The sequence below is a fragment of the Paenibacillus sp. Soil750 genome, assembly GCF_001428045.1.
Lineage (GTDB): Bacteria > Bacillota > Bacilli > Paenibacillales > NBRC-103111 > Paenibacillus_E > Paenibacillus_E allorhizoplanae.
Window position 1 is genome coordinate 408,419 of record NZ_LMSD01000001.1, and the last position, 26,058, is coordinate 434,476.

The window sequence follows — 26,058 nt, forward strand, 5'->3', positions numbered from 1 at the left end:
CCTCACCTCTGACTTCATTTTAGCATGGGAATTAATACCTGTGAATTCCTTTCTCGCTTGCTTTTAGACAAGCAAATAAGTATGCTAGGAAAAGGTGAAAAATAGAGATGGAGGCGAACCTATTGAGTAAAAAATTACAATTTGATTACAGCAAGGCATTATCCTTTCTATCCCAGCATGAGGTCGATTATTTGTCGGCTCAAGTGGAGCTAGCCCATGATCAGCTTCATAACAAAACAGGCGCAGGTTCTGATTATTTAGGATGGGTAGATCTTCCTGAGAACTACAATCGTGAAGAGTTTGCCCGCATTCAAGCGTCCGCGAAGCAAATTCAATCGGATTCCGACGTGCTTGTCGTGATCGGTATTGGTGGTTCCTATCTAGGTGCACGTGCTGCGCTAGAAATGTTGTCTCATTCTTTTTATAACATTTTGCCAAAAGATAAACGTAAAACACCTGAGATTTATTTCGTAGGAAATAACATCTCTTCTACATATGTCACACACTTGCTTCAGTTACTTGAAGGCAAAGATTTCTCCGTGAACGTAATCTCCAAATCCGGTACAACAACGGAGCCAGCTATTGCTTTCCGTATTTTCCGCGAACTATTGGAGAAGAAGTACGGTAAGGAAGCCGCTCGCAAACGGATCTATGCAACAACGGATCAAGAGAAAGGCGCTCTCAAAACTTTGGCAACAGCAGAAGGCTACGAAACTTTCGTTATTCCGGATGATGTTGGTGGACGTTACTCCGTGCTAACAGCGGTTGGCTTACTGCCAATTGCGACTGCTGGCATTGACGTTGAAGCGATCATGAAAGGTGCGGCAGATGCGCAGCAAGAGTTCTCGAATCCAAAGCTGAGCGAAAACCAAGCTTACCAATATGCAGCTGTTCGTAACTCCTTGTATCGTAAAGGGAAAACGATTGAAATCCTCGTTAACTATGAGCCGTCCTTGCACTTCGTATCGGAGTGGTGGAAGCAATTGTTCGGTGAGAGCGAAGGGAAGGACTACAAAGGGATTTATCCTGCTTCCGTAGACTTCTCAACGGATCTTCACTCCATGGGACAGTTCGTTCAAGATGGTAATCGCATTTTGTTCGAAACGGTTATCCAAGTTGACCAAGTGGCTGATCATATCACGATCGGTACAGATAGCGATGATCTGGATGGTCTGAATTTCCTTAGCGGCAAAACGATGGATTTCGTAAACAAGAAGGCATTCCAAGGCACGATGCTTGCGCACACGGACGGTCAAGTACCGAACCTGATCGTAACATTGCCGGATATGACGCCTTACTCTTTCGGATACATGGTCTATTTCTTTGAAAAAGCATGCGGCATCAGCGGCTATTTGATGGGTGTGAATCCGTTCGATCAACCGGGTGTTGAAGCATACAAAAAGAACATGTTTGCTCTCTTAGGCAAGCCTGGCTATGAGAAAGAAAAAGCGGAACTTGAAGCTCGTTTGCAGCAGTAATTAGCAACTCACAATAAAAACGATCAATCCTATCGGATAGGTCGTTTTTTTGCACCTTTTTTTCCATTATTTATGTGGTAAATTTTCTTTCTATATTGTCGAAGTCTAATGTTGTGTGTAGAATATAGTGAAACAGTTGTTTCCTTCTACCGAGAAAGGTTGGCTATGCTAGCACATTATCGCACAATCCATTCGTATGGTTCGTCTGAGATTATCATCAAGAAGTCACGTTTCATCGGTCATGCTAAACCCGTAGAGTCAGAAGAAGAAGCAATCCAGTTTATTGAAGCGATCAAGAAAGAACACAGAGCGGCTACGCATAATTGCAGTGCGTATATCATTGGGGAGCGGGATCAAATCCAGAAGCAATCCGATGATGGAGAACCCAGCGGTACCGCAGGGAAGCCGATTCTGGAAGTGATGAAGCATCAAGGGCTCAAGAATACCGTTGTCGTAGTTACTCGTTATTTTGGTGGCATCATGTTAGGTGCTGGCGGACTTATTCGCGCTTATACGGATGGGGCTGTGGCAGGCATAGAAGCAGGAAAGCCGATTTATAAAGTAAATCATCAGCTCGTGCTGATTGAAGTCGATTATACATGGTATGGCAAGCTGGAAAACGAACTGAGAAATCAAGGGATGCTGTTAGGGGATATTGGGTTTACGGACAAAGTAACCGTTCCTTGTTATCCTTTAGCTGCTGAAGCGGAAGCATTCATGAATTGGGCAACTGATGTTACACAAGGTCAAAGCTTGATCGTCGCTGGTGAGAACGAATACATCGTTCACGAGAGCTTGCCTGAATAGGCAGGCTCCCAGAAGACCCAACAAATTTCATATGAGCTGAGGATGCGGAGGGATAGGAATGGCTAGGAAAGCAGTCGCGCAAGAGCTTAGCAGAGAACGAATTCTTACAGAGGCGCGGGAATTATTCGCTACTTTCGGCTATCGCGCTTTAACGATGCGAAGCATTGCTAAAGCAATGGGGTACAGTCATGGTGCGTTATATTACCATTTTAATGAAAAAGCTGAATTATTTTATGCACTAATTAAAGACGATTTTGCCTTACTGCTGCAGCGTCAGCGGGAAATGATTGTTCGTGAGCATGGGTTTAGCGTGAATTTGCTTCAAAAGTTAATGATGGAATTCGTCTGGTTTGGTTTAAGCAATCCAAATCACTACGAAATGATGTTTATGATTAACGAGCCAGAACTACAGCAGTACTCGCGTACCGAACAAGCGCAGTGCTTGGACATGTTTGCCATTGTGATTCGTGAAGTGATGGCAGATCAGCCAGGAGCTGAGAGTCGGAAGTTTACACTTCCATGGAATTTGTTCATGTCTTTACATGGCTTTATTTCCTATTGTATTCAGTTTAAGCTATCATACGAGGATGCACGTAAATTGGCTGACGAGCATATTCGCCTTATCTGCGTTAGCCTGGATGTCGATTCAGCTGAATTGCAACGTCCGCTAGTCAAAATGGTTGGGCCGAATGTACTTAAATCCATCGTGATATAGAAGAAATAAGGAAGCGAGACGATCTGTCTTTGCTTCTTTTTTTGCATAAGGAGACAAACTGTATTTTACATTACCCTGTATGTGCTTTAAAATGATGGAAAGACAGCGATGGAAGGATGATTACATTGGATTTGAATATATGGTCGGAAGCAAACGTTGAATTTATGTTTGAAGGTATTACGAGAAAGCTGCGCATGGCAACAGGAGGATCCATTAAAGCCTCCAACGTGAAAGAAGAAAAATACGAGGATTTGAAGGATCTTTATGATATGGTCACGAGCAAGGATCGTTTCAGCATTAGCGAGATTGATGCGATTACAACCGAACTTGGGAAAATTCGCAAAGCCTAGTAGACCTATACTTATCCTAAAAGCATACCGCCTCACCCCATAAGCCTGCCGCTGTTTCTGACCTTGTGTTGGAAGAGCGGTTTTTTGTTGGGATTTCGCCCCAAGCCCCAACTTGGAACTACGGGGGGAGCAGCGCGGGGGTTGGATTGATCACTCTCGCTCATCGCTCCCTTTTCTCAAAAATGCAAAAATACAACCTTTATCACTAAGTTATGGTTGAAATTGGTAAATGCGTGCAAAAAGGCAACCTTTTTAACGTGTTTAAGGATAATCTCCTGAAATCACTCCAAATTGATGCCTATTTGCATCAATTTCCAATTACGCTGGGGAAACCTACTCTAAAAGTGCTCTTTTGCATTTTAGCAGGTTCTCTTCATCCTCACTACTCTCCAGTTACCCTTCAGTTACTCTCCTTACCCTCCTGTCTCGTCCCTCCTTGTCGGTCGCCAGTCATCCTTGATTAACTGGATTCTCTACATCTATTTCAAGCTAAATCTCCGATTTTGGAAAATAACTGGATTTTCTCCCGTTAATATCAGCAAATTTTATCGAACTGGTCATACCTAGCAAAATTAGCTGTAGGAAATCCAGTTAAACTCCAGCAATGCTAGATATCCCCGAAATTAGTTGTAGAATATCCAGTTAATCGATCCAAGTAACCCCAGCATGATCCCATGAGTTCCAACTGAGGCAGCCGACTTCTTTTTTTAGCGATGCTAGTGACCGCCAAATGCTAAATACAGCAGCTGAATCCCATCAATCGGCACTCGGGGATTCAGTGAGCTCCAACCGCCAATCGTTACATTGCATGAAATGTCCTAGTGGATACTCGAATTCACACTCGCTCATCAGCGTAAAGTTAAGCTTGCGACACACAGCATTCGATGCTGGATTGTGAATCGAGGGGAAAGCATGCATCCACCGAAATTTAGCCTCGGAACTCGCATGGGAAATAGCTGCCTGTAAGGCGCTACTGGCTAGTCCTCGCCCTTGAAATTCGGGAAGCACACTCCAACCGACTTCGTAAACATATTCCCCTTGCCAATGGCTGTCCCAGTATCCAATACTACCCACGGCTTCACGATCAGGCAGCAGTACGATGCTAAACATGTGGCCCTTGCCTTTGCCGCTGATTTCCAGATAGCGTTTGTGGCGAATTGCCAGCTGCTCCTCTGTTTCCGGACCCCCCAGATGTTCCATCATCTCAGGAGCATTGATAAGCCGCAGAAGTTCAAGATCCGATTCAGACCAAGGAAAGATACTAACCTGTGACACTTTCTCTGACATTTTCTCACTCCTAACATACGTAGTAATCTAGCAATTGAGTTCTGCTGCTATCTCTATCATATTGGAACGTATGTTCCGTGACAAGTCATCATCCAATTCACATACATACAATCCTTCCGCCAAGGACAAAATAGGTAGAAATTGGCACATAAGGAGACGTAACATTGACGCATCATGGAGAGGCTTCCGCCGCTACTTTACCGCAATTCCCTAAGTCATTCTGGCTCGATTCTGTCGACAAGCTCCCTCAGTTTCCTGCCCTGGCTGCTGATTTGAAGACCGATGTAGTCGTCATTGGCGCAGGTATTACTGGAATTACAACGGCGTATTTACTCGCAAAGCGAGGCGTTAAGGTTGTTGTACTGAATGCCGGTCCAATCCTAGAAGGAACGACGGGACACACGACCGCCAAAATTACAACGCAACATGGACTCATATATCATGAGTTTCTTTCCCATTTTGGAGAGGAGAAGACTCGTCTATATTATGAAGCGAATCAAGAAGCGCTGATACTGATTAAACAAACGATTACTGAGCTAGACATCGACTGTCAGCTTACTGATGAAGACGCTTATCTCTATACGAGTGAAGATGATTATTTAAACCAACTACAGGACGAATACATGGCCTATGGGCAACTGCAAATCGGTGGTGATTATCTGGAATCAACGCCTCTGCCTTTCGCGACGAAAGCAGCCATTCGATTAAAGGGGCAAGCTAGGTTCAATCCTGTGCCTTACCTGATCAGACTCCTTCAGGAGATTACGAAGCTGGGTGGTCAGATTTATGAGGGAACAACCGTCGTAGGTGCGACCCATGAACAACCATCCATTGTCAAAACAAAGCAAGGGCATCAAGTTACTTGCAATTATGTGGTCACAGCCTCCCATTATCCGTTTAACGATATCAAGGGAGCGTATTTCACTCGCCTGCATGCGGAGAAATCGTATGTGATTGCAGCGCGCACGGAGAAAGCTTACCCTGGGGGGATGTACATCAACGTGGAGCAGCCAACTCGCTCTCTTCGTGCTGTCACCATCCATGGGGAACCAGCGGTTCTTATCGGCGGTGAGGGTCATAAGACAGGGCAAGGTCTATGTACGCATCAGTATTATGAAAATCTTCAGAAGTTCGGCGAGGACAAGTTCGGTCTCCAGGAGATTTTGTATCGTTGGTCGGCTCAAGATGTGTTCACACTGGATAAAATGCCCTATATTGGACAACAATTTTCCGATGCTCCACACCTCCTCATGGCGACTGGCTTTCGCAAATGGGGAATGACGACCAGCATGGTAGCGGCGCTGCTAAATACGAAGATTGTTCTAGGGGAGAAGAGTCCCTACGAAGAAGTATTTACACCGCATCGTTTCCATGCCGATCCGAGTATTAAAACATTTGTCATGCAGAATGCCAACGTCGCTAAAGAGTTTGTTGATGGCAAGTTTGATTTGCTGCATAAGCAACCTGAAGAACTGTCACCTGATGAAGGGGCCGTCGTCAGCGTGAAGGGGAAGAGAGCTGGTGCGTACAGAGAACCGAATGGAGAACTGCACGTGGTCGATACGACTTGTACCCATTTGGGGTGTGAAGTCGATTGGAATGAAGCGGAGCGAACATGGGATTGCCCATGCCACGGCTCTAGATATTCCTTTCAAGGTGATGTGATTGAAGGACCCGCCAAAAAGGCGCTTACCAAACTGACCGTAGAGTAACTAGCCCCCTCAGGACATGAGCGTATTTTTGTATGAAAATGGACAGCTATCCATGCGATGTTACCCCATATGCCATACACTGTAGAGCAATGTATCTCTATTGGGTGAAGAGGAGGTGGACGTTCGTGGCATCCAGAATTCGTAAAGAAGAAGTTCGTAAATTGATCGGGAAAGATATTTTGGCTGTTAAGAAAGATGGTACACAGGTAACTGGTAAATTGGTGCGGATCAGTGGTAACACGTTGATGGTTTCTCCACAAAGTGGAAAAAAAGTGCAAGTAAAAGCGATTATTCCATTGGTTTTATTTGACCTATTAGCAATCGGTACAGCACCTTACGCGTATGGTGGATTCGGCGGTGGCTTTGGTTATGGTGGCGGCTTTGGTGGTGGCTTTGGCCCTGGCTTTGGCCCTGGCTTTGGCTTTGGCGGTTTCGGTGGTCCAGGACTCTGGTTCTGATCATCGTGCTCGAAGACTCTTTCCTTCTGGGAAGAGTCTTTTTTCATTTGGATAAAGCATCTTCGAAGGCCGCACCATTTCCCTGCTCACTGAATAGGCTAAGATACAGGTTTACGGCAGGATCCCGTGCATGAGGGAATGGCCCTAGAACCAATCGCGGACAGGGAGTGAGCAGCATGCCGAGTTCCATCGTGTTTAACATGATCAATATTAATAATCAGAATACGAATGCAACGATCGGGATTGGTGAGAATGCACAATCCAGCTGGGATTCCCATAGTAAAAACAATTACGGCACCGGTGAATTCATCGGTAATTCGATCGCCTGCAACTTCGTCAATACCATCTTTGATAATGACTTTATTGATGCACCTATTAATGATCAAGACTTTAAACCAGCCATAACGAACCAAGTTTAAATGAAGGGTGGTCGAAGCGATGCTGAATCTGCCCGGACCGTTAGACCCGCCATTGATTCAATTTGATTCGATTCATGTTAATTCGATTGCCGATGCTTCTGGTATATTCATTGGTACGAACGCACAAGTGAATTGGTCAACGAGCAGTAAAAGCAATAGTGGTCTTGGTGAAGTGAGTGGTGAACATAACATGGTGTGGAACAATATAAACACCGTGTACGATAACGATATTATTGATGCACCATATACCAAGGGTGATTTGATTATTGGCCGTGTTTGAAAATAAAGCTCCGCGGGCAGCCTTACTCGGCCGTTTGCGGAGCTTTCGTCGTTTCATCTGTTGGAGGTGGAGAGGCAGCTGCTGTGGTGTAGCCCGACGCTTGCGCTTGCACCGTTATCATCTCTTGCAGCCACTCTGGCGTATCGTTATCGCCGACATTGAGCATGTCGAGGAAGTCGGAATCGTTTAGCATCGAACGGGTACCGACCAATTGGTTATGGTCGCCTTCGACGGCGCCAAAGCCTTGAACCGTTTTTTGATTACTTTGAAAATCAGTGGGCCAATTATTTCCCATGTTGATGCAGGATGCACTTTCCACAGATCCAATCCGGATCGAACCGATGATAAAGGTTGGAGACATGAATGATGACACAGTCAATCACCTCATCTTTATACTTTTGACGACTGGGGAGGGGTGTAACGGTAGCCGGTTGAGGTTCGCTCAGGACCGGAACCCTCTTGCATAGGCGACGAATGCGAGTGACCGTCTGACGCACGCTCCTGTCGCGGTTCTTTGGTGACCTGAGAACGCTGGAATGCCTTATCCACGGCCTCATCCTGCGCTTTCCCATTCGGTTTAGCACCGAAATTGTTGCCCAAGTTCAACGAACCGCTAAGCTCCTTAATGTCGAGATGATCGAGTCGAAACGTTAAGTTTTCGAGAACTGGCTGATGGACGTGCAGATTATCGATATGAATGCGCGGATGCTTAGCAGAGAGGTCGGCTAACTGTTCCTCCAATTTCCGCAGCCGCTGTTCCAATAAGTGAACGGTTTGCGTTTGTGGGCTTGGAATAGTCTCGTTTCTCATCAAAGGTTTGGGAGTGGCGTTAGAGGGTCCAGTTGGAGGCGGCGACGTTTTCTTTTTTTGAAACCACATAGGTTAGGTCAGCTCTTTCGTGTATTCGGTTTAACATCAAATGTATCATTATCCAGGACTGTGTGCTTCCCGCCCAACACCACATTGTGATCGCCTGTCAATTCACCGATCCCTTGATTCGTCTTGGCTGAATGCCGCCTTCCACTGATCCGATTGCTGCCCTTGTTAACGCTAGAATTTTCCGTTATGTCATCAATATGAATGGATTGAAATTGGATCCGAACCATGGTCATTCCCTCCAAATCCTCTAATTCAGCGTCTCCTTTCCATGTATATGGGGACAAAGGCAGAATCATTTCTTTTTTTGCAAAACAAAAAGATCACCGTGGCTCCTCCTTCATGAAAGGGAGTAGGCAATCTTTCTTCAACCGTTGTCTCAAGTAAACTGTATGGGAATAACCTTCTCGCCATCGGGTGGAGCAAGCGGAATACGGATGATAAGCAGCCCATTATGATACTGTGCTCGCATCTGATCGGTCAAAGCTCTACCAGGTAAGCGGATCGCTCGCTCAAATGTGCCAAAATAGCGCTCAGACAGCCGCATTTGCTCATCACTGACCTGATAAGGCCGAACGAGCATCCCTCTGATTAAGAGGGACTGGTCGCGGAAGGATAGCTGGATGTTCTCTTGGGATGACAACCCTGGCACCTCAGCGACCACAACGAGTTCCTGAGGCGTTTCATACATATCAACTCGGGGTCCGGTTAGCGGAATAATACTGGCAATGTCCTGCCAGAACTCGGGGCCTAGCACATCGCCGGCTTGCGCCGACAGTCCCTTCCAATCGGGTTTTGACGAACGATTGCCTGGAGGATTCATCTGCCATCATCACCTGACTTCACCATTAAAAGTAGAGCTGCAAGCAGCTTGCTACTAGTTTATGTGAGGATGCGTCGGATTATGGCTGACATCTAAATGCGGGATATGCTTATTGCCCAGGAGGACGCTGATTCGCCATCTGCTGCTGTGCCATGCGAACGAGTTCTCGCACCATCGCGCCGCCGATTGGACCACCTACTCTGCCGGCATCTTCTGAGCTGAGGTTCCCATTATAGCCTTGTTGCAAGGGAACACCAAGTGTACGGGCAACCTCGTATTTGACAAGATCAGGTCGTTCAGGATTTACGGCATACCCTTGATTTTGCATAACGTGGGCTTTGAGCAGCCCTAAGCCATGTTCGGATCCGGGCACCATAGCCCGGTTTCTTCTTCTTCGTGACATCGTCAATCACCTCTTAGGTGTTAGGATGCCCTGCCTTTTTTCGAATCATGAGTACGGAAGGTGAAATATTTATGCCCGATATAATTGCCAATCGTGTACAAGCCATTCCCTACAAGTATCGCACCGTTATGGAGCCAGTTCGTGCTGGCATTAGGGAGATAGGAACTGATCGCTTCGGCAAGCAGCCAGCTGATCCCATACGATAATCCATAACAGATGAGTATGACAAGTGCAAATTTCCACCAACTGCTGCCTATGCTGGCTTTGGAGCGAAAGGTAAACGTACGGTTAAGCAGATAACTCACTACCGCACCGATCGTATTGCCGCCAAAGGTCGATAACCAATAATTCAGATCTAGTAGGTTAAAAAGAGCAAAGCTGGCGGATAAACCCACCAACGTATTCAACACACCAACGAGTAAGAAACGTGCAAAGCTGCCTGTTAGTAAGGATTTGAGTGGAGTGGACGTCATCCAATTACCGCCTTGCAGATGCAGGTTGGCTCGCCTGCGAAGTGACGGTTTCCTGCCCCTGAGTTTGCTCGGTTAATTCCTTTTCGATAACGAAAAGCGGGCGCTGCTTCACTTCTTTATAAATTTTACCTATGTATTCGCCGATCAAACCAATCGCAAGAAGCTGCACACCGCCAATGAACCAGACAGAGAGAATAAGTGAAGTCCAACCCGTAACGTTCTCGCCAAGTAATTTGCCTACAATCGCATAAATAGCAGCAACCACACTAAGTGCGAAGAGCAGAAAGCCCATCACCGTAACCAAACGAATGGGAGTTACACTGAAGGATGTGATGCCATCGAAGGCAAAAGCGAGCATTTTGCGCAGCGGATATTTGGATTCACCAGCAAATCGTTCCTTCCGGTCATAATAGACCTGTGTAGAAGGAAATCCTAGCAGAGGGACTAAGCCGCGGAGGAATAAATTAACCTCTTGAAACTTCTCCAAATTATCGAGAGTACGCTTGCTCATTAAGCGGAAATCCGCATGATTGTATTGAATTTTAACACCTAGTGAGGTCATGAGTTTATAAAAGCCTTGCGCAGTAGCTCGCTTGAAAAAGGTATCAGCTGAACGATCCTGACGGATCCCGTAGACAATATCGTAGCCTTCATGGAATTTCACTAGAAATTCACGAATGACAGAAGTATCATCTTGCAGGTCCGCATCGATGGAAACGACACAGTCGGAATACGCTTTCGCTTTCAGAAGTCCGGCGAGTAAAGCGCTTTGATGACCGGCATTTTTGGCCAGTTTAAGCCCAGTAATGAATGGATTGGAAAGGTGGAATCGCTCGATTAGCGACCATGTTGCATCTTTACTGCCATCATCTACAAATAATACCGTACTACCCAGGGCAATCAATTGATCTGTAATGAGAGAATCTAATACTTCACTGAGTTGAAAGACAGTTTCGGGGAGGACTTCTTCTTCGTTATAACAAGGGACCACAATGGTCAAAATCGGTTTAGACACAATACCTCGTCTCCGTCCTAAGTAGGGAATAGATGAAATTCATGCTTAAGCTTTTATTATAGCTAAAAGGACTAGAAAAAGTAAGCGGCTGGAACGGAATCACCGTCCCAGCCGCTGTCTTACAATCTATATTACCAGCCAAACCCGAACGTACTAAGAACGATAACCAAGAGGACGTATAGAACGAGGACTACTGCAGTGCTTGAATAACCTACGCCGCCAGTTCCGCAACCACAACTCATGTCAATCCCTCCCTTCACAAAATTACTATATGTCATCTGACTAGAAGGTGTATGGATGAATGACCCGCATGCGGAATAAATAATTGGGCAACGTGTCCATTTTGTGGGACTGGTAGGGGATGAGTACTCAAAGTTGGAAGAAGCGATACAAGGACAGTTGAATAGGCACAGGGAAGGGAATAACGAATGAAGGTGAGGCAACGAACAGTAAAGGGATGAGGGGACATAAAGGAGAAAGGAGGTAAGGAGACAGATGCGTTATGAGGAACGTCAGCCAGATGAGACATTGCAGCGATATATTAAATGTTATTGGTATTTGGAGCGGGATTACAGCGCGGCGGAAGAGTGGGAAACCCTGTGGCCAGATGGCTGCCAAGAGTTGATTTTTCATTATGGAGCCGATTATTCAATCGGTGGGCAAGTTCTGCCAAGGGCATTTTTTATCGGAACACTTTCCCGCTATCATCCACTTACCGCAGAAGGTCCTATTCGTTTATTCGGCGTGCGATTGCTGCCATGGGGGTTGCGTGCCTTCAAAGAGATGGACCATCGTGCATTGATTGATAAGTTTCTTCCGCTCGCTGATTTATTTCCCGAGCATGAACTTGTCGAGCTCGTTCCGCAGCTAGCCGAGGCAGATTTGGATGAAGGGATTGCTTTGCTGACGGATTATCTCTATCGTCATTTTCAACCAGAAACCAAGCATGCCGCGATGATTAATATATTGTCCAAACTATATCGCACACCGATGGAGCAGGATGTTCCTATCAGCGTCGTCGAGAGTGGATACTCTCAGCGGCATTTTGAACGGATTTGTTCAGAGCTCGTAGGGATGTCACCTAAGCGATTAAATTCTGTGTCTCGTTTTAACTTGGCTCGACTCCAGATTTTCTTCAACCCAACGATGGATATCACGAGCTGCATGGGCCAGTTCGGCTATCATGATTATGCGCACTTTTCCAAGGAATTTAAGAGATGTCTTGGAATTACACCGACGGCGTATAAGAAGTGGTTGTTGGGGCTTGGAGTGGTGCGTTGATGGTTAATGAGTGACAGCTGATACATATCGACATAGGGACACAAGTGACGCAATTGATACAGTAGATCAAGCGACATGGCTTCGGAGCGGCATCTGTACTACTGACGTAACCCTCCGGAATCGAGAAAAGCGACCATCCGCCCCCTCGATCTATCTGATTTTGCAGAAACACTTGCCTTCAGATAGTCGCATAGGAAAATAACTGGATTTTCTCCATCTAATTAAGGAGTATTTGGGCGAATTTGTGAAGTAGCTGTATTTTCTCCAGTTAATATTAGCCATTTCCTTCTACAGGAGAGAAATAGGTGAAATTAACTGGAGTTTTTCCATTTAAATACCAAAAACTTGGAGTAGTGTCGAAAATAGCTGGAGTTTTTACAGTTAAAGTTGCAGGGGGAGCGGGGTGCCACGAATTAGGATAGGGTTTCCCACTTCGCCCACATTTCCCTAGGGTTCAACTCGTAAACCTCATTTTCCCGAAACATAAACTGGTGCATAATCAACTCGCGGCGCAAGGTTGCGAAATCTGGATGATAGTTTTTGAGGTAGAGGTTAAGCTCTTTTTCGGCGTAGGATCGGCCTTTTTCTAGTTCAGCAACTAGATGCTCTAGGACAATCAGCTTTTTCTTGAGCTGGGCTGGAATATGTTTGAGCTTACCATCTAACGTGAAAAAGTTCCGTAAAACAGACTTCTGAAGATTTAAATTTTTGTCTTCCGTTTCCATGGATGCGGGAGCCTCCTTTTTATTTTTGAAAATCAGGTCAGCTGTCGTCTGACCGTAGCTGCGAATGGAAGCGTCATTCAAGGTGAAATAAATCGTGTTTTTATCACGACGCTCATGAATCAAGTTGGCTTCGCGAAGTTTTGAGGCATGGTGGGTAACGGTCGCGGGAGTTACGCTCAGCTTCTCTGCGAGAGTTTGCCCATTGGATTCGCCGTCCGCTAACAAAATAAGCATGCGAATACGCGTAGCATCTGACATTGCTTTGTGATAGGTGAGGATTTTATCCAATTGCATATGAGAACAACTCCTAAAAATCTAATTAGACATAAATCTAATTAGATATTAATTAAATTAGATGGATGTGTCAAGCGTGAAAGTTTCTTTCTGGACAGGGGTCATGTAAAATACGAGATAGAAGTCAAAGCTTAAAGGGGAAGAATGATGCGAATACTCGTCATGACAGCAGTCGCTCCTGAACGAGATGCCATACAGCGCGGTCTTGGTCAGGATAGCAGATTTCAATATGCGTTAGCCGGTGTGGGGCTTGCCGCGGCGGCAGTGAACGGTGCTCTTGAGCTTGCCAAAGCCGATTATGACCTATTGATTATCGCGGGTATTGCAGGCGGCTTCGTAGGTCAAGCGGACATTGGCTCGCTTGTTATTGCGAGCGAAATCATCGCCGCCGATCTTGGTGTTGAGCTGCTGGATGGCTTCAGCAGCTTGGACGAGCTGGGCTTCGGGACTACGCGCATCAGCGCGAATGCCGAACTGGCCCAGCGTGTGACGGCGGCGCTGCAAGCCGCCGGCCTGCAGGCGCAAGCGGCGCCGGTGCTGACGGTGGCAACAGCCACCGGAACAGCGGCAACCGCCGCTGCGTTGGCTGCGCGCGTGCCTGGCGCTGCCGCCGAAGCCATGGAAGGCTTCGGCATAGCGACAGCTGCGCAGCAGCGCGGCGTGCCTGTGCTGGAGATCCGCGCGATCTCCAACGCGGTCGGGCCGCGAGACCGAGACGCCTGGCGGATCGGTGATGCCTTGAAAGCTTTAGAAGCAGCAGGTTCAGTCTTAGCGGAGGTGCTTTAATATGAAAATAGCGTTCTCACCTTGTCCAAACGATACCTTTGTTTTCCATGCCTGGGCGCATGGCTTAATCCCAGGTGCACCAGAGCTCGATGTCCTCTACGCGGACATCGATATTACGAACCGTCTGGCCGCCGAAGGCACAGGCCCCGACGTGCTCAAAATCTCCTACGCAGCACTCCCGTGGGTGCTGCAGGATTACGCCCTGCTGCCCTGCGGCGGCGCCTTGGGCAGAGGCTGCGGCCCGCTTGTGCTGACGCAGCCAAGCGAAGGAGCGGCTAACCCGGCTGCCCTTAGCGGCCGCCGAGTTGCCGTGCCAAGCGAACGCTCGACGGCGTACTTACTGTTCCGCCTATGGGCAGAACAGAACGTGCCTGGCGGCGTTGGCGAAATCGTGGTCATGCCGTTTCACGAGATCATGCCCGCCGTGCGGGACGGCCTTATCGATGCCGGCCTCGTCATTCATGAAGCCCGGTTTACTTACCCGTCGTACGGGTTAGCGCTTCTAACAGATTTGGGTAGCTGGTGGGAGCAAGACACCGGGCTGCCAATCCCACTGGGCGCCATCATCGCTAGGCGCACCATGGATTTGGAGGCACTCGCGGGCTGGGCTCGCGCCTCCGTTGAGTACGCGTGGGCGCATCCAGAAGCTTCGCGCGACTACGTCATGCAGCACGCGCAGGAGATGGATCCGCAGGTCGCGCAGCAGCACATCGACCTATATGTCAACGAATTCACCGCTGATCTCGGCGATAGCGGCTATGGCGCTGTCTTAACCTTGCTCCAGCGTGCAGCGGAGACAGGTCTTGTGCCGCAGATGGATTATGCGGCTTTATTGAAATAGCATTGGAATACAAGAGGCTGTCTTCCCCGTAGATAAAATCTACTTGGAAAGACAGCCTTTTTGTTTTATCTTACCCGAGCTTCCCCACCATAGTGATGTAAATACATGCCTCCGTAACTCCGCGCAATACTCCTCATTAGAGTTTTTTACGCACTCAAATATAAAGTAAAGTTAAAGTAGATTTGTAGTCATCGAGCAATCATAATTGGCGTATGCAAGAACACTTAGGTTATGAGGTGAATGATTTAGCATGCCATCGAAGCTATTTTTATCCTTACGGGGCAAGTTCATTATTTTATTTGCTTTGCTCATTACGGTTCCCTTCTTTATTAGCGGGTGGATTACCTACTATCAATATATCTCGAATGTTGAAGAGGATTCCCGCAGATATACGCGCCAAATTATTGAGCAGGTCCAGATTAATCTTGATCGATATATGAAAGACATGGATCGCATTACGATGGCGCCATATTATAACCAAAACGTAATGAATATTCTGAGAAAACACCCAAGGCAAAGTAACCCCGTATTTGTGACTTCCGATGAATACAGCAAGATGAATTTAATGATTTCTTCACTCACATTTGATCGAAGTGAGATAAGGAGTATCTTAATTTTTGCGCTTGATGGGAACTTGTTTAGCAACTTGGAGACTACCGTTGATCGATACTGGGAAGCTTTAAGCAACCCGTGGATGGCAGATGTTCAGAAGGGGGACGGTTCAATTGTCATATTACCGCCTCACGACGCAGGTTACTATTTGGATGGCACAGAAAAGGTTATTTCCATTGCACGTGTTGTTAGAGAAATTTCCACCAATGAATATTTGGGGATCGTGAAGGTTGATCTAACTGAGATGGGTTTCAAAAGCTTGTTAGATTCCACGAATTATAACGGCAAAAGTCAAATTTATATTTCGGATCGTAATGGTGATGTGATCTACCCGATTGATGGGGTGGATATGGATAGTTCATTGAGCTGGAAGGAAATTAACAACAGCAGAGAACAAATTTCAGCAAAGGTAAGCTCTGAATTCTCGGGTATGCAAGTGACGGGCTTTATTCCGAAGAGTGAGGTAACCGCGGGAGCTCGCAAGCTAGTGAGGTCTACGATTATCGTTTCGGTTATTTCTATGCTAGTTGCGTACCTCTTAGCCGTTGTAGCCTCAAGCCGATTAGTGAAGCCGATTCGACATCTTCAGAAGAAAATGAAAAAGGTGCAAATGGGTGATTTTGGGGAACGAGCTGAAGTCGCCTCCCATGATGAAATTGGCCATCTGACAGGCGGCTTTAACATGATGGTAACAGAAATCGAGCGCCTGATTAAAGAGGTGTATGAAAGCAAGCTTCGTGAAAAGGATGCCCAGCTATCGACGCTCGAGAGTCAAATTAATCCCCATTTCATCTACAATACGCTGGAATCGATCAACCTGATGGCTCTGGAGTCGAATCATCCTAAGCTATCAAGTGTTGTCGTCAGTTTAGGCAGGCTGCTGCGATTTACGGTAGATAAGGATGAGCGCCTTGTCTATCTGAAGGACGAGCTGTTATTCGTGGAATCCTATATTCAGATTCAGTCGTATCGATTAGGTGGACAGCTTCAGATGGAGCTTGATGTTGACATGGGGCACGAGGAGTATCTCGTTCCCAAATTAATGCTTCAGCCTTTGATCGAAAATGTCATTGAGCATGCCATGGAAGAGGACCCTGTCATCGTCCGAATCGCCACATATTTAGAAGAGGATCACTTTGTCATCACTGTTTCAGACGACGGTAAGGGGATTAGCGAGGAAAGAATGAGGCAGGTAGAAGCTCATATCTACAAGGAAAGCAACGAACACGGCGCAAGGGATGGCTTCGGTTTTAAGAAGAAAGGCTTCGCACTGCGAAATGTTCACTGGCGAATCCGACTCTTGTTCGGAACGGAATATGGGTTGTTTTTGGATAAAACCGATAGGCATGGCACTCATTTTATTGTGAAAATTCCATTGCAGTGGGAAGGGGAATGACCAATGCTTCGAATTTTATTAGTTGAGGATGAGATTAATCTTCGGAATGGTTTTCGTCATTTACTTGAGCATATCATAGGCGGGGTTCAGGTGGTTGGGGGGATGTCCAATGGCCTGGAGGCGATTGAATGGCTGAAGACAAATACGACAGATGCCGTCATTACTGATATCCGTATGAAGGAAATGAACGGGATTGAGATGATGCGGAGGCTTAGTGACCAATACCCTGAACTGCCAGTTGTTATCGTTAGCGGGTACAGTGATTTTGAATATGCACGGGACGCACTAAGGTATCATGCTGCGGATTATTTATTGAAGCCTGTAGACAAGGCTGAACTAGCCATTGTTATAGATCGATTAAAGAAGGATCTCCTCAAAAATAATCCCTTGCAAGCTGAAATTGCCTCTTCTGCAAAGGAAGGGCAAGAGGAGCGACAAATCATAAGAAAAGTTAAGGAGCTTATCGACAGTCATCTAGATCAGAACATCTCACTGCAATACTTGGCTGATCAGGTTTTCTTAAACCATAGATATTTGTCCGCATTGTTCAAGTCCGAAACGGGACAGAACCTATCGGAATACTTGACGCAGCGCCGAATAGAGAAGGCTAAGCAGCTATTAAAGACGACACATATGAAGGTTCAAGACATCGGAAGAATGTCGGGATATCCCAATGGCAAGTATTTCATGTCTTTATTTAAGCAAGTCGTTGGGTTGACGCCATCCGAATTTCGAGACCAATAGGAGTACGAATATTCATGCAGATTTTAAAACCAATATCGATACAATTCGAACCTATTCTGAATTTTAGGCCATAAAAGAGCGGGTTCGTTTTCTTTATAATAAAGTTTGTAAACGTTTCACTGAAGCGGTTACATAATACAAATTAAAGGGGAACCCGAATATGAATAAAAAGTTTAGCTTACTTATGGGCACGCTGCTAGTCACAACGTCAGTCGTAACTGCCTGCGGTACCAAAACAGATACGCCGGCAGCAACCGGAGCTACAACAGCACCAAGTTCGTCAACAGAGGTGAAAGCTCAGAAGCCTGTCACACTGAAATTCAGCATATGGGGCAACGACACGCACAAGAAAATGTATGAGGATATGATTGCCAAATACAAGGAGAAAAACCCGAACATTAGCGTGGAGATTACGATCATTCCTTTTGCTGACTACCAGCAGAAACTATCGATCATGCAAGCATCAAATTCAGCTCCAGATGTCGCATGGCTCGCAGAACGTATGATTCCGCAATTCATTCAGGGCAGTCAGCTTCTTGATGTTACTTCTTTGAAAGCGGATACGGCGTATAAATTTGATGAGGTATATCCGACAACGCTTGAATTGTTAACCAAAGACAGTAAAATCTATGGCATTCCATTTTCTACACCTACATCGATGATCTACTACAACAAAACAATGTTCAAAGCAAAAGGACTGGCAACGCCAACTGAGCTGTATAAGCAAGGGAAATGGAACTATGAGGAGTTCCTCAAAGCGGCAAAGACATTAGCTGACCCTGGAAAGGGTGTATATGGAACGAATTTTGTGCGCAATGGCTGGACCAACTGGCCGGATGCCCTGCAAACAGTGTTTAATTCATACGGTGCCGAACTGTTAAGTAAAGATGGTACGAAGTTTACTTTGAACTCCAAAGAGGGCGAGCAGGCGCTTCAGTTGTATTCGGATATGATCTTCAAGGATAAAGTGCATCCGAAGCCAGGGGATCAAACGACGTTCGACACGGGGAAAATTGCCATGCAAAAGGAATTGTTCAGCTATATGGGTAAAGCTAAGGCGATCAAAGACTTCGAGTGGGATATCGCTCCATTGCCTCAAGGGCCTAAAGGTGCGGGCACTACAATGGGATATGCTGGCGTTGTCGTTATGAAGGATAGTAAATTCCCGAAAGAAGCAACGGACTTCTTAAAATATATTACCAATAGTGAGAATATGAACATTACGAGCCAGTATTTCGTGCCAAGCCGCAAGTCGATTTTGGAATCGGAGTCATTCCTAAAGCAAGGGCCATCACCTGAGAGTGTGAAGCTTGCCGTCATCGATCAAATGGTAGGCGCTACAACGTTGCCAGCTCACAAAAATTGGCAGCAAATTGATACGAAGATGCAAACGATTCTTGATTTGCTCTATGCGCAGTCGGGCACGGTGAAGGATGTATTGACCAAAGCCGAAAGTGAAGTAAGCCCGTTGCTTAAATAAAGAAACGTCACGGTAGTGGAGAAGTTTAGAGTAGAAGAAGGGTCTGAACGCGAGCGATGACCGGATTCTGACTAGATGCCTGAGCATGAGTCAGATCCCTTTTACTCGAAGCTTCTTGCACTGCTATGGATTTCGTGCGCTTATTGATCGAATAACTTACAGAGAACGGAGAGAAACAACATGGATTCCGCAGGTGCGAAATTGACCCCATCCCTGCAGACAGGGCAACCCGTTTCCATCCGGAAACGTGCCAAGAGCCGCCTTGCTTCAAGTGGGGCATGGTATGCATACTTATTTATTTCTCCGATGGTACTCGGATATATCATCTTCTTATTGGTTCCAATCGTGGCTGCATTTGGCATGAGCTTCACCAATTACTCTCTCCTTCACGATACGGAGTATGTAGGGTTGGATAACTACGAGAAAGCGTTTCTGAACGACCCTTTATTTTGGAAGACGGTATGGAACACATTGTACTTTTCGGCGGGGCTCATTCCCTTGAATTTAATGCTCGCACTTGGTTTAGCTCTTCTATTAAATAGAAAAATACCAGGAATCAGCCTGTTTCGAACCGCTATATTCACGCCGGTTGTGACTTCGATTGTCGTATGGGCGATTGTGTGGAAATACATTTTTGCGACGGATGCTGGCTTGGTCAATCAAATACTGCTGTTATTTAACATTCAGGGACCCGCATGGCTTTACAATTTTGGCTTGGCGATGCCAGTAGTTATCGTAGTCAGCGTATTGAAGAATGTAGGTCTGAATATGGTGATTTTCCTTGCTGCGTTGCAGGAGGTTCCCAAAATGTACTACGAAGCTGCCAAGATTGACGGAGCCTCGCGCATGAGAACCTTCTGGAATATCACCTTTCCGATGATCTCACCAGCGTTTTTCCTGGCGCTTATCCTAACCTTAATCGGTTCGCTGAAGGTATTCTCCCAAATCCAAGTCATGACGGACGGTGGTCCGGGGACTAGCACCTATGTGCTTGTGTACTATATTTATCAGCAGGCATTTAAGCAATTTGAATTCGGTTACGCATCTTCAATCGCTTTCATCTTGTTTTTCCTAGTACTGGTCTTGACCATCGTGCAATGGAATATGAGAAAAAGGTGGGTGCATCATGAACAATAACCAACAGGGCATACTTCGAAATCTGCCTATTTATACAGTGCTTTCCCTTATATCACTCGTTATCTTGTTTCCATTCCTGTGGATGATCACGACTTCACTTAAGGATCCGACAAAAATATTTCTGTTTCCGCCGCAATGGATTCCTGATCCCATTTCCTGGTCCAATTTTAAGCAGGTTTTCGTTAAACAGCCTGAGTTTCCTCTTTACTTCTTCAATAGCGCTTATATAGCCATCGTGGTTACCATAGCTACTTGCTTGTTTGCGGCACTGGCTGGGTATGCGTTTGGCAAGATGAATTTTCGTTTCAAGAATATCATCTTCCTCATCCTGCTGACCGGCATGATGATTCCGACTGAAGTAACGGCGATTCCGATGTTCGTGTGGATGTCTAAGCTGCATCTGACCGACACACACTTCCCGTTAATTGTTCCTTCCGTATTAGGTGCAGGCGGAATATTCGGCGTATTTTTACTACGCCAATTTTTCATCATGGTACCTGATGAGCTGGAGGAAGCGGCGAAAATTGATGGCTGCACACCATGGACAACATTCTGGCGTATCATGCTTCCGCTTTCTACGCCGGCGTTATCCACGCTCGCTATTTTTACATTTCTTCACAGCTGGGATAACTATTTCGATCCGCTGATCTACATTAGCGATAATAAATTATTTACTTTACCTGTTGGACTCAAGTTATTCACGGATACGGCAGGGACGGATTGGCACTTATTGATGGCAGCCTCCGTTATGGCGACTGTTCCCCTATTGCTTGTTTTCTTTATCGCCCAGAAGCGATTTATCGAAGGTGTAGCTTTGACTGGTTTGAAATAAGTAGAGAAGACAATTTACCATTAAAAAGGAGCAAGACTGATGCTAAAAAAAGCGATAGCCAGTTTGATATGTTTTATCATGGTGCTGAGCATTGTAGTCGTTGTTAAACCTAAACCTGCGTCCGCTTTAGCGGGTTTTCCAATTTTCAAATATCAGGGTCAAGTCTTGGATCCACTGAAATTAAAGTATAATCCTACAGACGAGATTATATTTCCGCAGGTTATTAACGCGAGGGAACATATCGCGAATCCGTTAGGCAATTATTATTTGTACTATGCTCCTCACGATGCGCCAGGAGGAATTAATCTGGCTTATTCCGATTCCTTGGACGGGCCCTGGACGGAATACGAGGCTAACCCATTAATCGCCAATGTCTGGTCTCCTCATTACAGTGTGTCACACGTGTCCTCACCGTATATGATATGGAACGATGCAGCTCAGAAATTTTACATGTATTACCATGGGGAAAATACGACGACAAGGATTGCCTCAACCTTAGACGGCATCAACTTTACGTATGAGCAAAAAGCGCTTGGCACTAGTGATTTTGTTGGCTTGATGGAAACCTCCTATGCCAAGGTGTTCAAGTATACGATTCCCTCCAAAAATAATATTTACATCATGCTGCTGATGGGTAATACCACAGCGAATAAAAGAAACATTTATCTGGCATGGTCGAATGATGGTCTCAGCTGGACAACACAAAAGAATCCATTGATTACTTCCAATGCATCTGAAGGAACAAATTTGTCCGGTCCCACTTATTTTCCATGGAATGGCAAGCATTATGTAGCTTACCATGCGTCTTCGGGCAATGTGCATATCACCGAGGTTGGTGCTAATTTTGACCTGGAGAATCATCTGGGCATATTGCATGACTCTGATGACGTGATTGACCGGGGACGAACAGCCTCGGCTAACTTTGTATATGACGGCGAAGACTTATACATGTTCTATGAGCAAGGCGACCGTTTAGGCGGCGTGCTTGCCTATGCAAAGATGGACCCGAATGCAGTTGAGCCTATAGACGAGATACCTCCACTACCGCCAGGTCTATTCAAATATTTTAATGACGATATGAATAAGTATTCACGAGGCTGGTCCAAATTGGTCAATGGCCCTGGCTCCGTAACGCAAGATAGCGGGAATGTGAAAATTATAGACTCGAGCACCGCTTTTTCAACCTATTTACTAAAAACCGATTTCACGCCTTTGGTGGGAGCCTTCACCGTAGAGTATAGAGCCAAGGTAAATACCGCAAACACCTTAAATGAATTTACAATCAGAAGCGGTAATTATCAGATCGGACTTTATTTAAAGTATGGCACACAAGGTACGGCACAAAATAAAGCAAGCAGCCCAGTCAAGACAACTACTTTGGATACAACCGTGTATCATGATTACAGAGTAGTTGTTCACGCTAATTATACGTATGACTTATACATTGACGGTCAACTAGCCTGGGCTGGAGCAGCCAGTTTAGGTACCGGCGGCAATGTGATGAAAATTGGCGGAGACACGTCTCCTATCGCTGATATTACTTTGGACCATGTCAAAATGGGCAGTGGCGAAATCATTCCAGGAACAGCGGTAATTAATACGGTATCACCCGTTGACGTGAATACGTATGTCAACGTTGCTCCAACATTGCCTTCAACCGTTTCTGTTACGTATAGTGACGAGTCGGTCGAAACGCTGCCGGTTACGTGGGACAGCCTAACACCTGTTCAATATGCGGCAGAAGGTACCTTTACTATTCAAGGAACTGTAGCAGGGACAGCCATACGAGCAGAGGCGCATATCACTGTAGGAGCTACTCCGGCTGCTATTGTCAGCTTCGAGCCTAAGTTGGTTACGACCGCTGTAGGAGCAGCGCCAGTATTGCCTACTCATGTGACTGCTGTGTACGACGATCAGTCGCAAAAATCACACCCTGTCATCTGGGATACTGTGGCACCATCGCAATATGCGCAGGCAGGAAGCTTTGTTGTGTATGGTTCAGTAGAGGGGACAGATGTGAGAGCGGAGGCTCAAGTCACTGTCAATCCTAACCCGGTGATTGTTAGTATCAATCCGATTGGCGTGTTAACAAGTAAAGGTATAGCGCCAGTGCTTCCTACCGTAGTAACAGCCGTGTATGATGATCAATCGACTTCATCGCAGTCCGTTACATGGGATCTCGTGGATGCTTCTCAGTATGCTGCGGCAGGTTCGTTTGTGGTCCAAGGAGATGTTGCAGGCACAAGCATTCGCGCAGTAGCGAATATTACGGTAACGGAAATTCCAGCTGTTATTCTATCGATTGAGCCTGTAGCCGTAAGCACGACAACAGGGGTAGCGCCGATATTACCGACGGTTGTAACAGCCGTATATGATAATCAGCTAACCTCACAGCTTCAGGTTGTTTGGGACAACATCGCTCCAACGCTTTATGCCCAAGCAGGTAACTTTGTCGTTCATGGATCAGTAGCCGGAACTGCGCTGCAAGCGACGGCGAATATAACGGTGACGAGCAAAGACAATGGGGAGAACACAGATGATACGACGGACGATACGTCTAACGGATCGGGTAGCGGCGGCGGTGTCATCACTGTACCTGTTAAAGAAGAGCCCAAGGATCCGAAAACATCCACAGTAATAATTCAAGATCTAGACATGGTTAAAGCCATTGAGGGAGCTGTTAACGGAACGATAAGCTTAAGTGTTTCAGCAGAGTCGACAACGAAGAAGCTTGTCATACAAGTTCCTGTTGCGTTGCTGAACAAAGCGGATGCGAACCAAGTGAAACAGATTGCATTCCATGCAGGCGACTCTAAGGTCATCCTACCTCTTCAAGCATTGAAGCAACAGGCGGGGACTGATGCGAAGAATATTCAGGTTGTCGTAACGAACGTTGAACAAGGAGCACTTTCCGAGCAGGTAAGACAGTCCATTGGGAGCGGTAGTGTATTCCAATTTGACTTGCAAGTGGATGGAAAGTCGACGAAGAACTTGAGTACCGAGGGTGCCCGCATAGCCGTCAACTATACGCTGAAACCAGGAGAATCTCCAGAGAAAGTAATCGTAAGCTATGTGAACGCATCAGGAAAGTTAGAGGTACTTGTGAATGGGGCTTACAATGCAGCTACAGGACAAGTGGAGTTCACTACTGCAGAGCTTGGCAACTATGCTGTATTCTACAAGGATGTTACCTTCCAAGACATCGGCGAAGTATCTTGGGCGCAAGCGAGTATTGACGCTTTGGCAGCGAGGGAAATAATCCGTGGTGTGAGTGAGGCGAGCTTTGTACCTAATAGCCCGGTTACAAGAGCAGAGTTCGTGACACTGCTGATGAGAGCTTTCGGCTTCGATCATGAACAAGCGACGTCAAACACCTTCTCAGACATTGATCAGGAAGATTGGTACTACAGCTCTACTGCGACAGCTAGGCAGCTTGGTATCATAAGTGGCAGAGAAGACGGAAGCTTTGGTGCAGGGGATGAGATATCCAGACAAGATATGACGGTTATGGCTTATCGTACTTTACTGGCACTAAAAGCAAGCATACAGACGAATGCTGGCTCCAAGGAATTTAACGATTCGGCTGAAATCGCCGATTATGCGGCAGAAGCAGTCATCACCATGCAAAAAGCAGGTATCCTTGAAGGAAGTGATGGCAGCTTTATGCCGAACGACAACACGACAAGAGCGCAAGCGGCTGTGATCATTTACCGTTTATTGAATAAGTTAAAATAATAGAACGATCGACAACTAAAAAAAGGACTGCCGCCAAAGCTTCGAATTCACGAACCTTGGCGGCAGTCCTATATTGATTTGAATCCATGTTGTGTATTCCAAGTTAAATACTTGGGAAAGGACGCTAATCCCAACCCTACCCGATCACATTCACCGACCGACCCGCTACAAAACTCCGCGCATTACTGCTCGCAACAGCCATCAACCGAGCTCTAGCTTCTTTCGTTGCCCATGCGATATGCGGTGTAATAATTACATTCTGAGCATGCAGCAAGGGGTTATCTGGCTTTGGCGGTTCGACCGTCAGAACGTCAAGCCCCGCACCAGCGAGGCGACCTTCGTTCAAAGCTTGCGCGACATCCGCCTCGTTAAGCAATCCACCTCTGGCTGTATTAATCAGAATGGCCGACGGTTTCATCATACCAATCCGCTCCGCATTGATCAGCTCATTCGTAGCTGGGGTCAGCGGACAATGCAAGCTAACCACATCAGCACGCTGGAGCAGTTCCTCAAGCGATACCCATTCTATGCCTTCCACCGGTTGTGGCACACTTCGTCCGCTCCCTGTGGCAATGACCTTCATACCCATCGCCCCAGCAATGAGCGCCGTTTGTTTGCCAATTTGGCCAAGACCGATTAGTCCCATCGTTTGGCCACTTAACTCGATGAGAGGGGAGACACTGTAGAAGAAATCAGCCGATCCAGCCCAATCCCCCTGAAGCACGCTGTCACTATGGCGCTGCACGCGGTGGCAGAACTCCAACAGGAGTGCAAAAACTAACTGAGCAACCGAATGCGTACTATATGCGGGCACATTAGTAACAATAATCCCCTGAGTCTTCGCGGCTTGGATATCCACAATATTGTAGCCAGTCGCCAAAACACCGACATATCTCAATTTAGGCAGTTTCTCCAGCGTTTGTGCAGAGAGAGGTGTTTTGTTCGTCAGCACCATGTCTGCCTGTGCGGCGCGTTCTACAATCTCGGACTCAGATGTACGTTCATAGACCGTCAACTCGCCTAGCGCTTGTAAACCACTCCAGTCCAGATCGCCTGGATTTAACGTATAACCATCAAGTACAACAATGTTCATCTCTCT

General features: G+C 46.4%; 27 protein-coding genes and 2 pseudogenes. 17 read left to right on the forward strand and 12 right to left on the reverse strand.

What is annotated here, in order from left to right; translation table 11 throughout:
• The first annotated feature begins 122 nt into the window (after positions 1 to 122).
• From ASL11_RS01790 to ASL11_RS01805, 4 genes are all read left to right on the forward strand, one after another.
• Positions 123 to 1,478: a glucose-6-phosphate isomerase gene (locus tag ASL11_RS01790; RefSeq protein ID WP_056609606.1), complete on the forward strand. Its 1,356-nt coding sequence runs from the start codon at positions 123 to 125 to the stop codon at positions 1,476 to 1,478.
• A 165-nt stretch (positions 1,479 to 1,643) separates the two neighbouring features.
• On the forward strand, positions 1,644 to 2,285 hold the full coding sequence (locus tag ASL11_RS01795) for a YigZ family protein (protein ID WP_056609032.1): 642 nt from the start codon (positions 1,644 to 1,646) through the stop codon (positions 2,283 to 2,285).
• Between the two features lie 58 nt (positions 2,286 to 2,343).
• Entirely contained in the window at positions 2,344 to 3,000 is a 657-nt protein-coding gene (locus tag ASL11_RS01800) for a TetR/AcrR family transcriptional regulator (protein WP_056609034.1), read from the forward strand.
• A 116-nt stretch (positions 3,001 to 3,116) separates the two neighbouring features.
• Entirely contained in the window at positions 3,117 to 3,350 is a 234-nt protein-coding gene (locus tag ASL11_RS01805; protein ID WP_420794129.1) for a DUF1128 domain-containing protein, read from the forward strand.
• Between the two features lie 756 nt (positions 3,351 to 4,106).
• Here ASL11_RS01805 and ASL11_RS01810 read toward each other — a convergent pair.
• Positions 4,107 to 4,637 carry a GNAT family N-acetyltransferase gene (locus ASL11_RS01810; RefSeq protein ID WP_056609038.1) on the reverse strand — a complete coding sequence of 177 codons (531 nt, stop codon included), beginning with the start codon at positions 4,635 to 4,637 and terminating at the stop codon, positions 4,107 to 4,109.
• Positions 4,638 to 4,801: 164 nt separating this feature from the next.
• Between ASL11_RS01810 and ASL11_RS01815 the strand changes: the two genes are divergently transcribed.
• The 4 genes from ASL11_RS01815 (at position 4,802) to ASL11_RS01830 (ending at position 7,506) form a co-directional block, all read left to right on the forward strand.
• Positions 4,802 to 6,349 (forward strand): FAD-dependent oxidoreductase, encoded by a 1,548-nt coding sequence (locus ASL11_RS01815; protein WP_056609040.1) that lies wholly within the window; start codon positions 4,802 to 4,804, stop codon positions 6,347 to 6,349.
• Between the two features lie 125 nt (positions 6,350 to 6,474).
• Positions 6,475 to 6,807: a 50S ribosomal protein L33 gene (locus ASL11_RS01820; protein WP_157256769.1), complete on the forward strand. Its 333-nt coding sequence runs from the start codon at positions 6,475 to 6,477 to the stop codon at positions 6,805 to 6,807.
• 176 nt (positions 6,808 to 6,983) lie between these two features.
• Complete coding sequence (locus ASL11_RS01825) at positions 6,984 to 7,226, forward strand: spore germination protein (protein WP_056609042.1); 243 nt, start codon at positions 6,984 to 6,986, stop codon at positions 7,224 to 7,226.
• A gap of 19 nt (positions 7,227 to 7,245) precedes the next feature.
• Entirely contained in the window at positions 7,246 to 7,506 is a 261-nt protein-coding gene (locus ASL11_RS01830) for a hypothetical protein (protein ID WP_056609044.1), read from the forward strand.
• 22 nt (positions 7,507 to 7,528) lie between these two features.
• On the opposite strand, the gene ASL11_RS01835 is transcribed toward ASL11_RS01830, so the two are convergent.
• The 8 genes from ASL11_RS01835 to ASL11_RS37135 form a co-directional block, all read right to left on the reverse strand.
• Positions 7,529 to 7,879, reverse strand: coding sequence for a hypothetical protein (locus tag ASL11_RS01835; RefSeq protein ID WP_235550340.1), 351 nt, complete (start codon positions 7,877 to 7,879; stop codon positions 7,529 to 7,531).
• A 17-nt stretch (positions 7,880 to 7,896) separates the two neighbouring features.
• The gene (locus ASL11_RS01840; protein ID WP_056609046.1) at positions 7,897 to 8,385 is read right to left on the reverse strand and encodes a hypothetical protein; all 489 of its coding nucleotides are present in this window, start codon (positions 8,383 to 8,385) and stop codon (positions 7,897 to 7,899) included.
• An 8-nt stretch (positions 8,386 to 8,393) separates the two neighbouring features.
• Positions 8,394 to 8,612 carry a hypothetical protein gene (locus ASL11_RS01845; RefSeq protein ID WP_157256771.1) on the reverse strand — a complete coding sequence of 73 codons (219 nt, stop codon included), beginning with the start codon at positions 8,610 to 8,612 and terminating at the stop codon, positions 8,394 to 8,396.
• 149 nt (positions 8,613 to 8,761) lie between these two features.
• Entirely contained in the window at positions 8,762 to 9,205 is a 444-nt protein-coding gene (locus ASL11_RS01850; RefSeq protein ID WP_056609049.1) for an Hsp20/alpha crystallin family protein, read from the reverse strand.
• 109 nt (positions 9,206 to 9,314) lie between these two features.
• A complete protein-coding gene (locus tag ASL11_RS01855; RefSeq protein ID WP_056609050.1) occupies positions 9,315 to 9,608 on the reverse strand; it encodes an alpha/beta-type small acid-soluble spore protein in 294 nt (97 codons plus the stop codon).
• 20 nt (positions 9,609 to 9,628) lie between these two features.
• Entirely contained in the window at positions 9,629 to 10,081 is a 453-nt protein-coding gene (locus tag ASL11_RS01860; protein ID WP_056609052.1) for a GtrA family protein, read from the reverse strand.
• Between the two features lie 4 nt (positions 10,082 to 10,085).
• Positions 10,086 to 11,096, reverse strand: a complete 1,011-nt coding sequence (locus ASL11_RS01865; protein WP_056609053.1) for a glycosyltransferase family 2 protein — start codon at positions 11,094 to 11,096, stop codon at positions 10,086 to 10,088.
• Between the two features lie 131 nt (positions 11,097 to 11,227).
• Positions 11,228 to 11,338: an MYXO-CTERM sorting domain-containing protein gene (locus ASL11_RS37135; protein WP_200962405.1), complete on the reverse strand. Its 111-nt coding sequence runs from the start codon at positions 11,336 to 11,338 to the stop codon at positions 11,228 to 11,230.
• A gap of 253 nt (positions 11,339 to 11,591) precedes the next feature.
• Between ASL11_RS37135 and ASL11_RS01870 the strand changes: the two genes are divergently transcribed.
• Positions 11,592 to 12,377 carry an AraC family transcriptional regulator gene (locus ASL11_RS01870; protein WP_056609055.1) on the forward strand — a complete coding sequence of 262 codons (786 nt, stop codon included), beginning with the start codon at positions 11,592 to 11,594 and terminating at the stop codon, positions 12,375 to 12,377.
• A gap of 413 nt (positions 12,378 to 12,790) precedes the next feature.
• Here the strand turns inward: ASL11_RS01870 and ASL11_RS01875 are convergent, their stop codons facing one another.
• Positions 12,791 to 13,396 carry a DUF2087 domain-containing protein gene (locus ASL11_RS01875; protein ID WP_056609056.1) on the reverse strand — a complete coding sequence of 202 codons (606 nt, stop codon included), beginning with the start codon at positions 13,394 to 13,396 and terminating at the stop codon, positions 12,791 to 12,793.
• 144 nt (positions 13,397 to 13,540) lie between these two features.
• Between ASL11_RS01875 and ASL11_RS01880 the strand changes: the two genes are divergently transcribed.
• The 7 genes and pseudogenes from ASL11_RS01880 to ASL11_RS01910 all read left to right on the forward strand — a co-directional run.
• Positions 13,541 to 14,182: a futalosine hydrolase gene (locus ASL11_RS01880; RefSeq protein ID WP_056609058.1), complete on the forward strand. Its 642-nt coding sequence runs from the start codon at positions 13,541 to 13,543 to the stop codon at positions 14,180 to 14,182.
• A gap of 1 nt (position 14,183) precedes the next feature.
• Positions 14,184 to 15,023 carry a 1,4-dihydroxy-6-naphthoate synthase gene (locus ASL11_RS01885; protein ID WP_056609059.1) on the forward strand — a complete coding sequence of 280 codons (840 nt, stop codon included), beginning with the start codon at positions 14,184 to 14,186 and terminating at the stop codon, positions 15,021 to 15,023.
• 250 nt (positions 15,024 to 15,273) lie between these two features.
• Positions 15,274 to 17,031 carry a sensor histidine kinase gene (locus tag ASL11_RS01890; protein ID WP_056609061.1) on the forward strand — a complete coding sequence of 586 codons (1,758 nt, stop codon included), beginning with the start codon at positions 15,274 to 15,276 and terminating at the stop codon, positions 17,029 to 17,031.
• Between the two features lie 3 nt (positions 17,032 to 17,034).
• Positions 17,035 to 17,775: a response regulator transcription factor gene (locus ASL11_RS01895; RefSeq protein ID WP_056609063.1), complete on the forward strand. Its 741-nt coding sequence runs from the start codon at positions 17,035 to 17,037 to the stop codon at positions 17,773 to 17,775.
• 160 nt (positions 17,776 to 17,935) lie between these two features.
• Complete coding sequence (locus ASL11_RS01900; RefSeq protein ID WP_056609065.1) at positions 17,936 to 19,255, forward strand: ABC transporter substrate-binding protein; 1,320 nt, start codon at positions 17,936 to 17,938, stop codon at positions 19,253 to 19,255.
• Positions 19,256 to 19,435: 180 nt separating this feature from the next.
• Complete coding sequence (locus ASL11_RS01905; RefSeq protein ID WP_056609067.1) at positions 19,436 to 20,392, forward strand: carbohydrate ABC transporter permease; 957 nt, start codon at positions 19,436 to 19,438, stop codon at positions 20,390 to 20,392.
• 82 nt (positions 20,393 to 20,474) lie between these two features.
• Positions 20,475 to 21,179, forward strand: a pseudogene (locus tag ASL11_RS01910) (carbohydrate ABC transporter permease); the annotation flags it as partial.
• Here the strand turns inward: ASL11_RS01910 and ASL11_RS38090 are convergent.
• Positions 21,170 to 21,238: pseudogene (locus tag ASL11_RS38090) on the reverse strand (hypothetical protein); the annotation flags it as partial. The pseudogenes ASL11_RS01910 and ASL11_RS38090 overlap by 10 nt on opposite strands.
• Before the next feature lie 25 nt (positions 21,239 to 21,263).
• Between ASL11_RS38090 and ASL11_RS01915 the strand changes: the two are divergent.
• Positions 21,264 to 24,959 (forward strand): Ig-like domain-containing protein, encoded by a 3,696-nt coding sequence (locus ASL11_RS01915; RefSeq protein ID WP_056609072.1) that lies wholly within the window; start codon positions 21,264 to 21,266, stop codon positions 24,957 to 24,959.
• Positions 24,960 to 25,095: 136 nt separating this feature from the next.
• Here ASL11_RS01915 and ASL11_RS01920 read toward each other — a convergent pair whose 3' ends face one another.
• On the reverse strand, positions 25,096 to 26,052 hold the full coding sequence (locus tag ASL11_RS01920; RefSeq protein WP_056609074.1) for a D-2-hydroxyacid dehydrogenase: 957 nt from the start codon (positions 26,050 to 26,052) through the stop codon (positions 25,096 to 25,098).
• Positions 26,053 to 26,058: the final 6 nt, after the last annotated feature.

What these genes read in the sequence shown, in the direction of transcription:
- ASL11_RS01795 (WP_056609032.1), top strand. Translation starts at nt 1,644, where the DNA reads ATGCTAGCACATTATCGCACAATCCATTCGTATGGTTCGTCTGAGATT.
- ASL11_RS01800 (WP_056609034.1), top strand. Translation starts at nt 2,344, where the DNA reads ATGGCTAGGAAAGCAGTCGCGCAAGAGCTTAGCAGAGAACGAATTCTT.
- ASL11_RS01805 (WP_420794129.1), top strand. Translation starts at nt 3,117, where the DNA reads ATGATTACATTGGATTTGAATATATGGTCGGAAGCAAACGTTGAATTT.
- ASL11_RS01810 (WP_056609038.1), bottom strand. Translation starts at nt 4,637, where the DNA reads ATGTCAGAGAAAGTGTCACAGGTTAGTATCTTTCCTTGGTCTGAATCG.
- ASL11_RS01825 (WP_056609042.1), top strand. Translation starts at nt 6,984, where the DNA reads ATGCCGAGTTCCATCGTGTTTAACATGATCAATATTAATAATCAGAAT.
- ASL11_RS01830 (WP_056609044.1), top strand. Translation starts at nt 7,246, where the DNA reads ATGCTGAATCTGCCCGGACCGTTAGACCCGCCATTGATTCAATTTGAT.
- ASL11_RS01840 (WP_056609046.1), bottom strand. Translation starts at nt 8,385, where the DNA reads ATGTGGTTTCAAAAAAAGAAAACGTCGCCGCCTCCAACTGGACCCTCT.
- ASL11_RS01845 (WP_157256771.1), bottom strand. Translation starts at nt 8,612, where the DNA reads ATGGTTCGGATCCAATTTCAATCCATTCATATTGATGACATAACGGAA.
- ASL11_RS01850 (WP_056609049.1), bottom strand. Translation starts at nt 9,205, where the DNA reads ATGAATCCTCCAGGCAATCGTTCGTCAAAACCCGATTGGAAGGGACTG.
- ASL11_RS01855 (WP_056609050.1), bottom strand. Translation starts at nt 9,608, where the DNA reads ATGTCACGAAGAAGAAGAAACCGGGCTATGGTGCCCGGATCCGAACAT.
- ASL11_RS01860 (WP_056609052.1), bottom strand. Translation starts at nt 10,081, where the DNA reads ATGACGTCCACTCCACTCAAATCCTTACTAACAGGCAGCTTTGCACGT.
- ASL11_RS37135 (WP_200962405.1), bottom strand. Translation starts at nt 11,338, where the DNA reads ATGAGTTGTGGTTGCGGAACTGGCGGCGTAGGTTATTCAAGCACTGCA.
- ASL11_RS01870 (WP_056609055.1), top strand. Translation starts at nt 11,592, where the DNA reads ATGCGTTATGAGGAACGTCAGCCAGATGAGACATTGCAGCGATATATT.
- ASL11_RS01875 (WP_056609056.1), bottom strand. Translation starts at nt 13,396, where the DNA reads ATGCAATTGGATAAAATCCTCACCTATCACAAAGCAATGTCAGATGCT.
- ASL11_RS01880 (WP_056609058.1), top strand. Translation starts at nt 13,541, where the DNA reads ATGATGCGAATACTCGTCATGACAGCAGTCGCTCCTGAACGAGATGCC.
- ASL11_RS01885 (WP_056609059.1), top strand. Translation starts at nt 14,184, where the DNA reads ATGAAAATAGCGTTCTCACCTTGTCCAAACGATACCTTTGTTTTCCAT.
- ASL11_RS01890 (WP_056609061.1), top strand. Translation starts at nt 15,274, where the DNA reads ATGCCATCGAAGCTATTTTTATCCTTACGGGGCAAGTTCATTATTTTA.
- ASL11_RS01895 (WP_056609063.1), top strand. Translation starts at nt 17,035, where the DNA reads ATGCTTCGAATTTTATTAGTTGAGGATGAGATTAATCTTCGGAATGGT.
- ASL11_RS01900 (WP_056609065.1), top strand. Translation starts at nt 17,936, where the DNA reads ATGAATAAAAAGTTTAGCTTACTTATGGGCACGCTGCTAGTCACAACG.
- ASL11_RS01905 (WP_056609067.1), top strand. Translation starts at nt 19,436, where the DNA reads ATGGATTCCGCAGGTGCGAAATTGACCCCATCCCTGCAGACAGGGCAA.
- ASL11_RS01915 (WP_056609072.1), top strand. Translation starts at nt 21,264, where the DNA reads ATGCTAAAAAAAGCGATAGCCAGTTTGATATGTTTTATCATGGTGCTG.
- ASL11_RS01920 (WP_056609074.1), bottom strand. Translation starts at nt 26,052, where the DNA reads ATGAACATTGTTGTACTTGATGGTTATACGTTAAATCCAGGCGATCTG.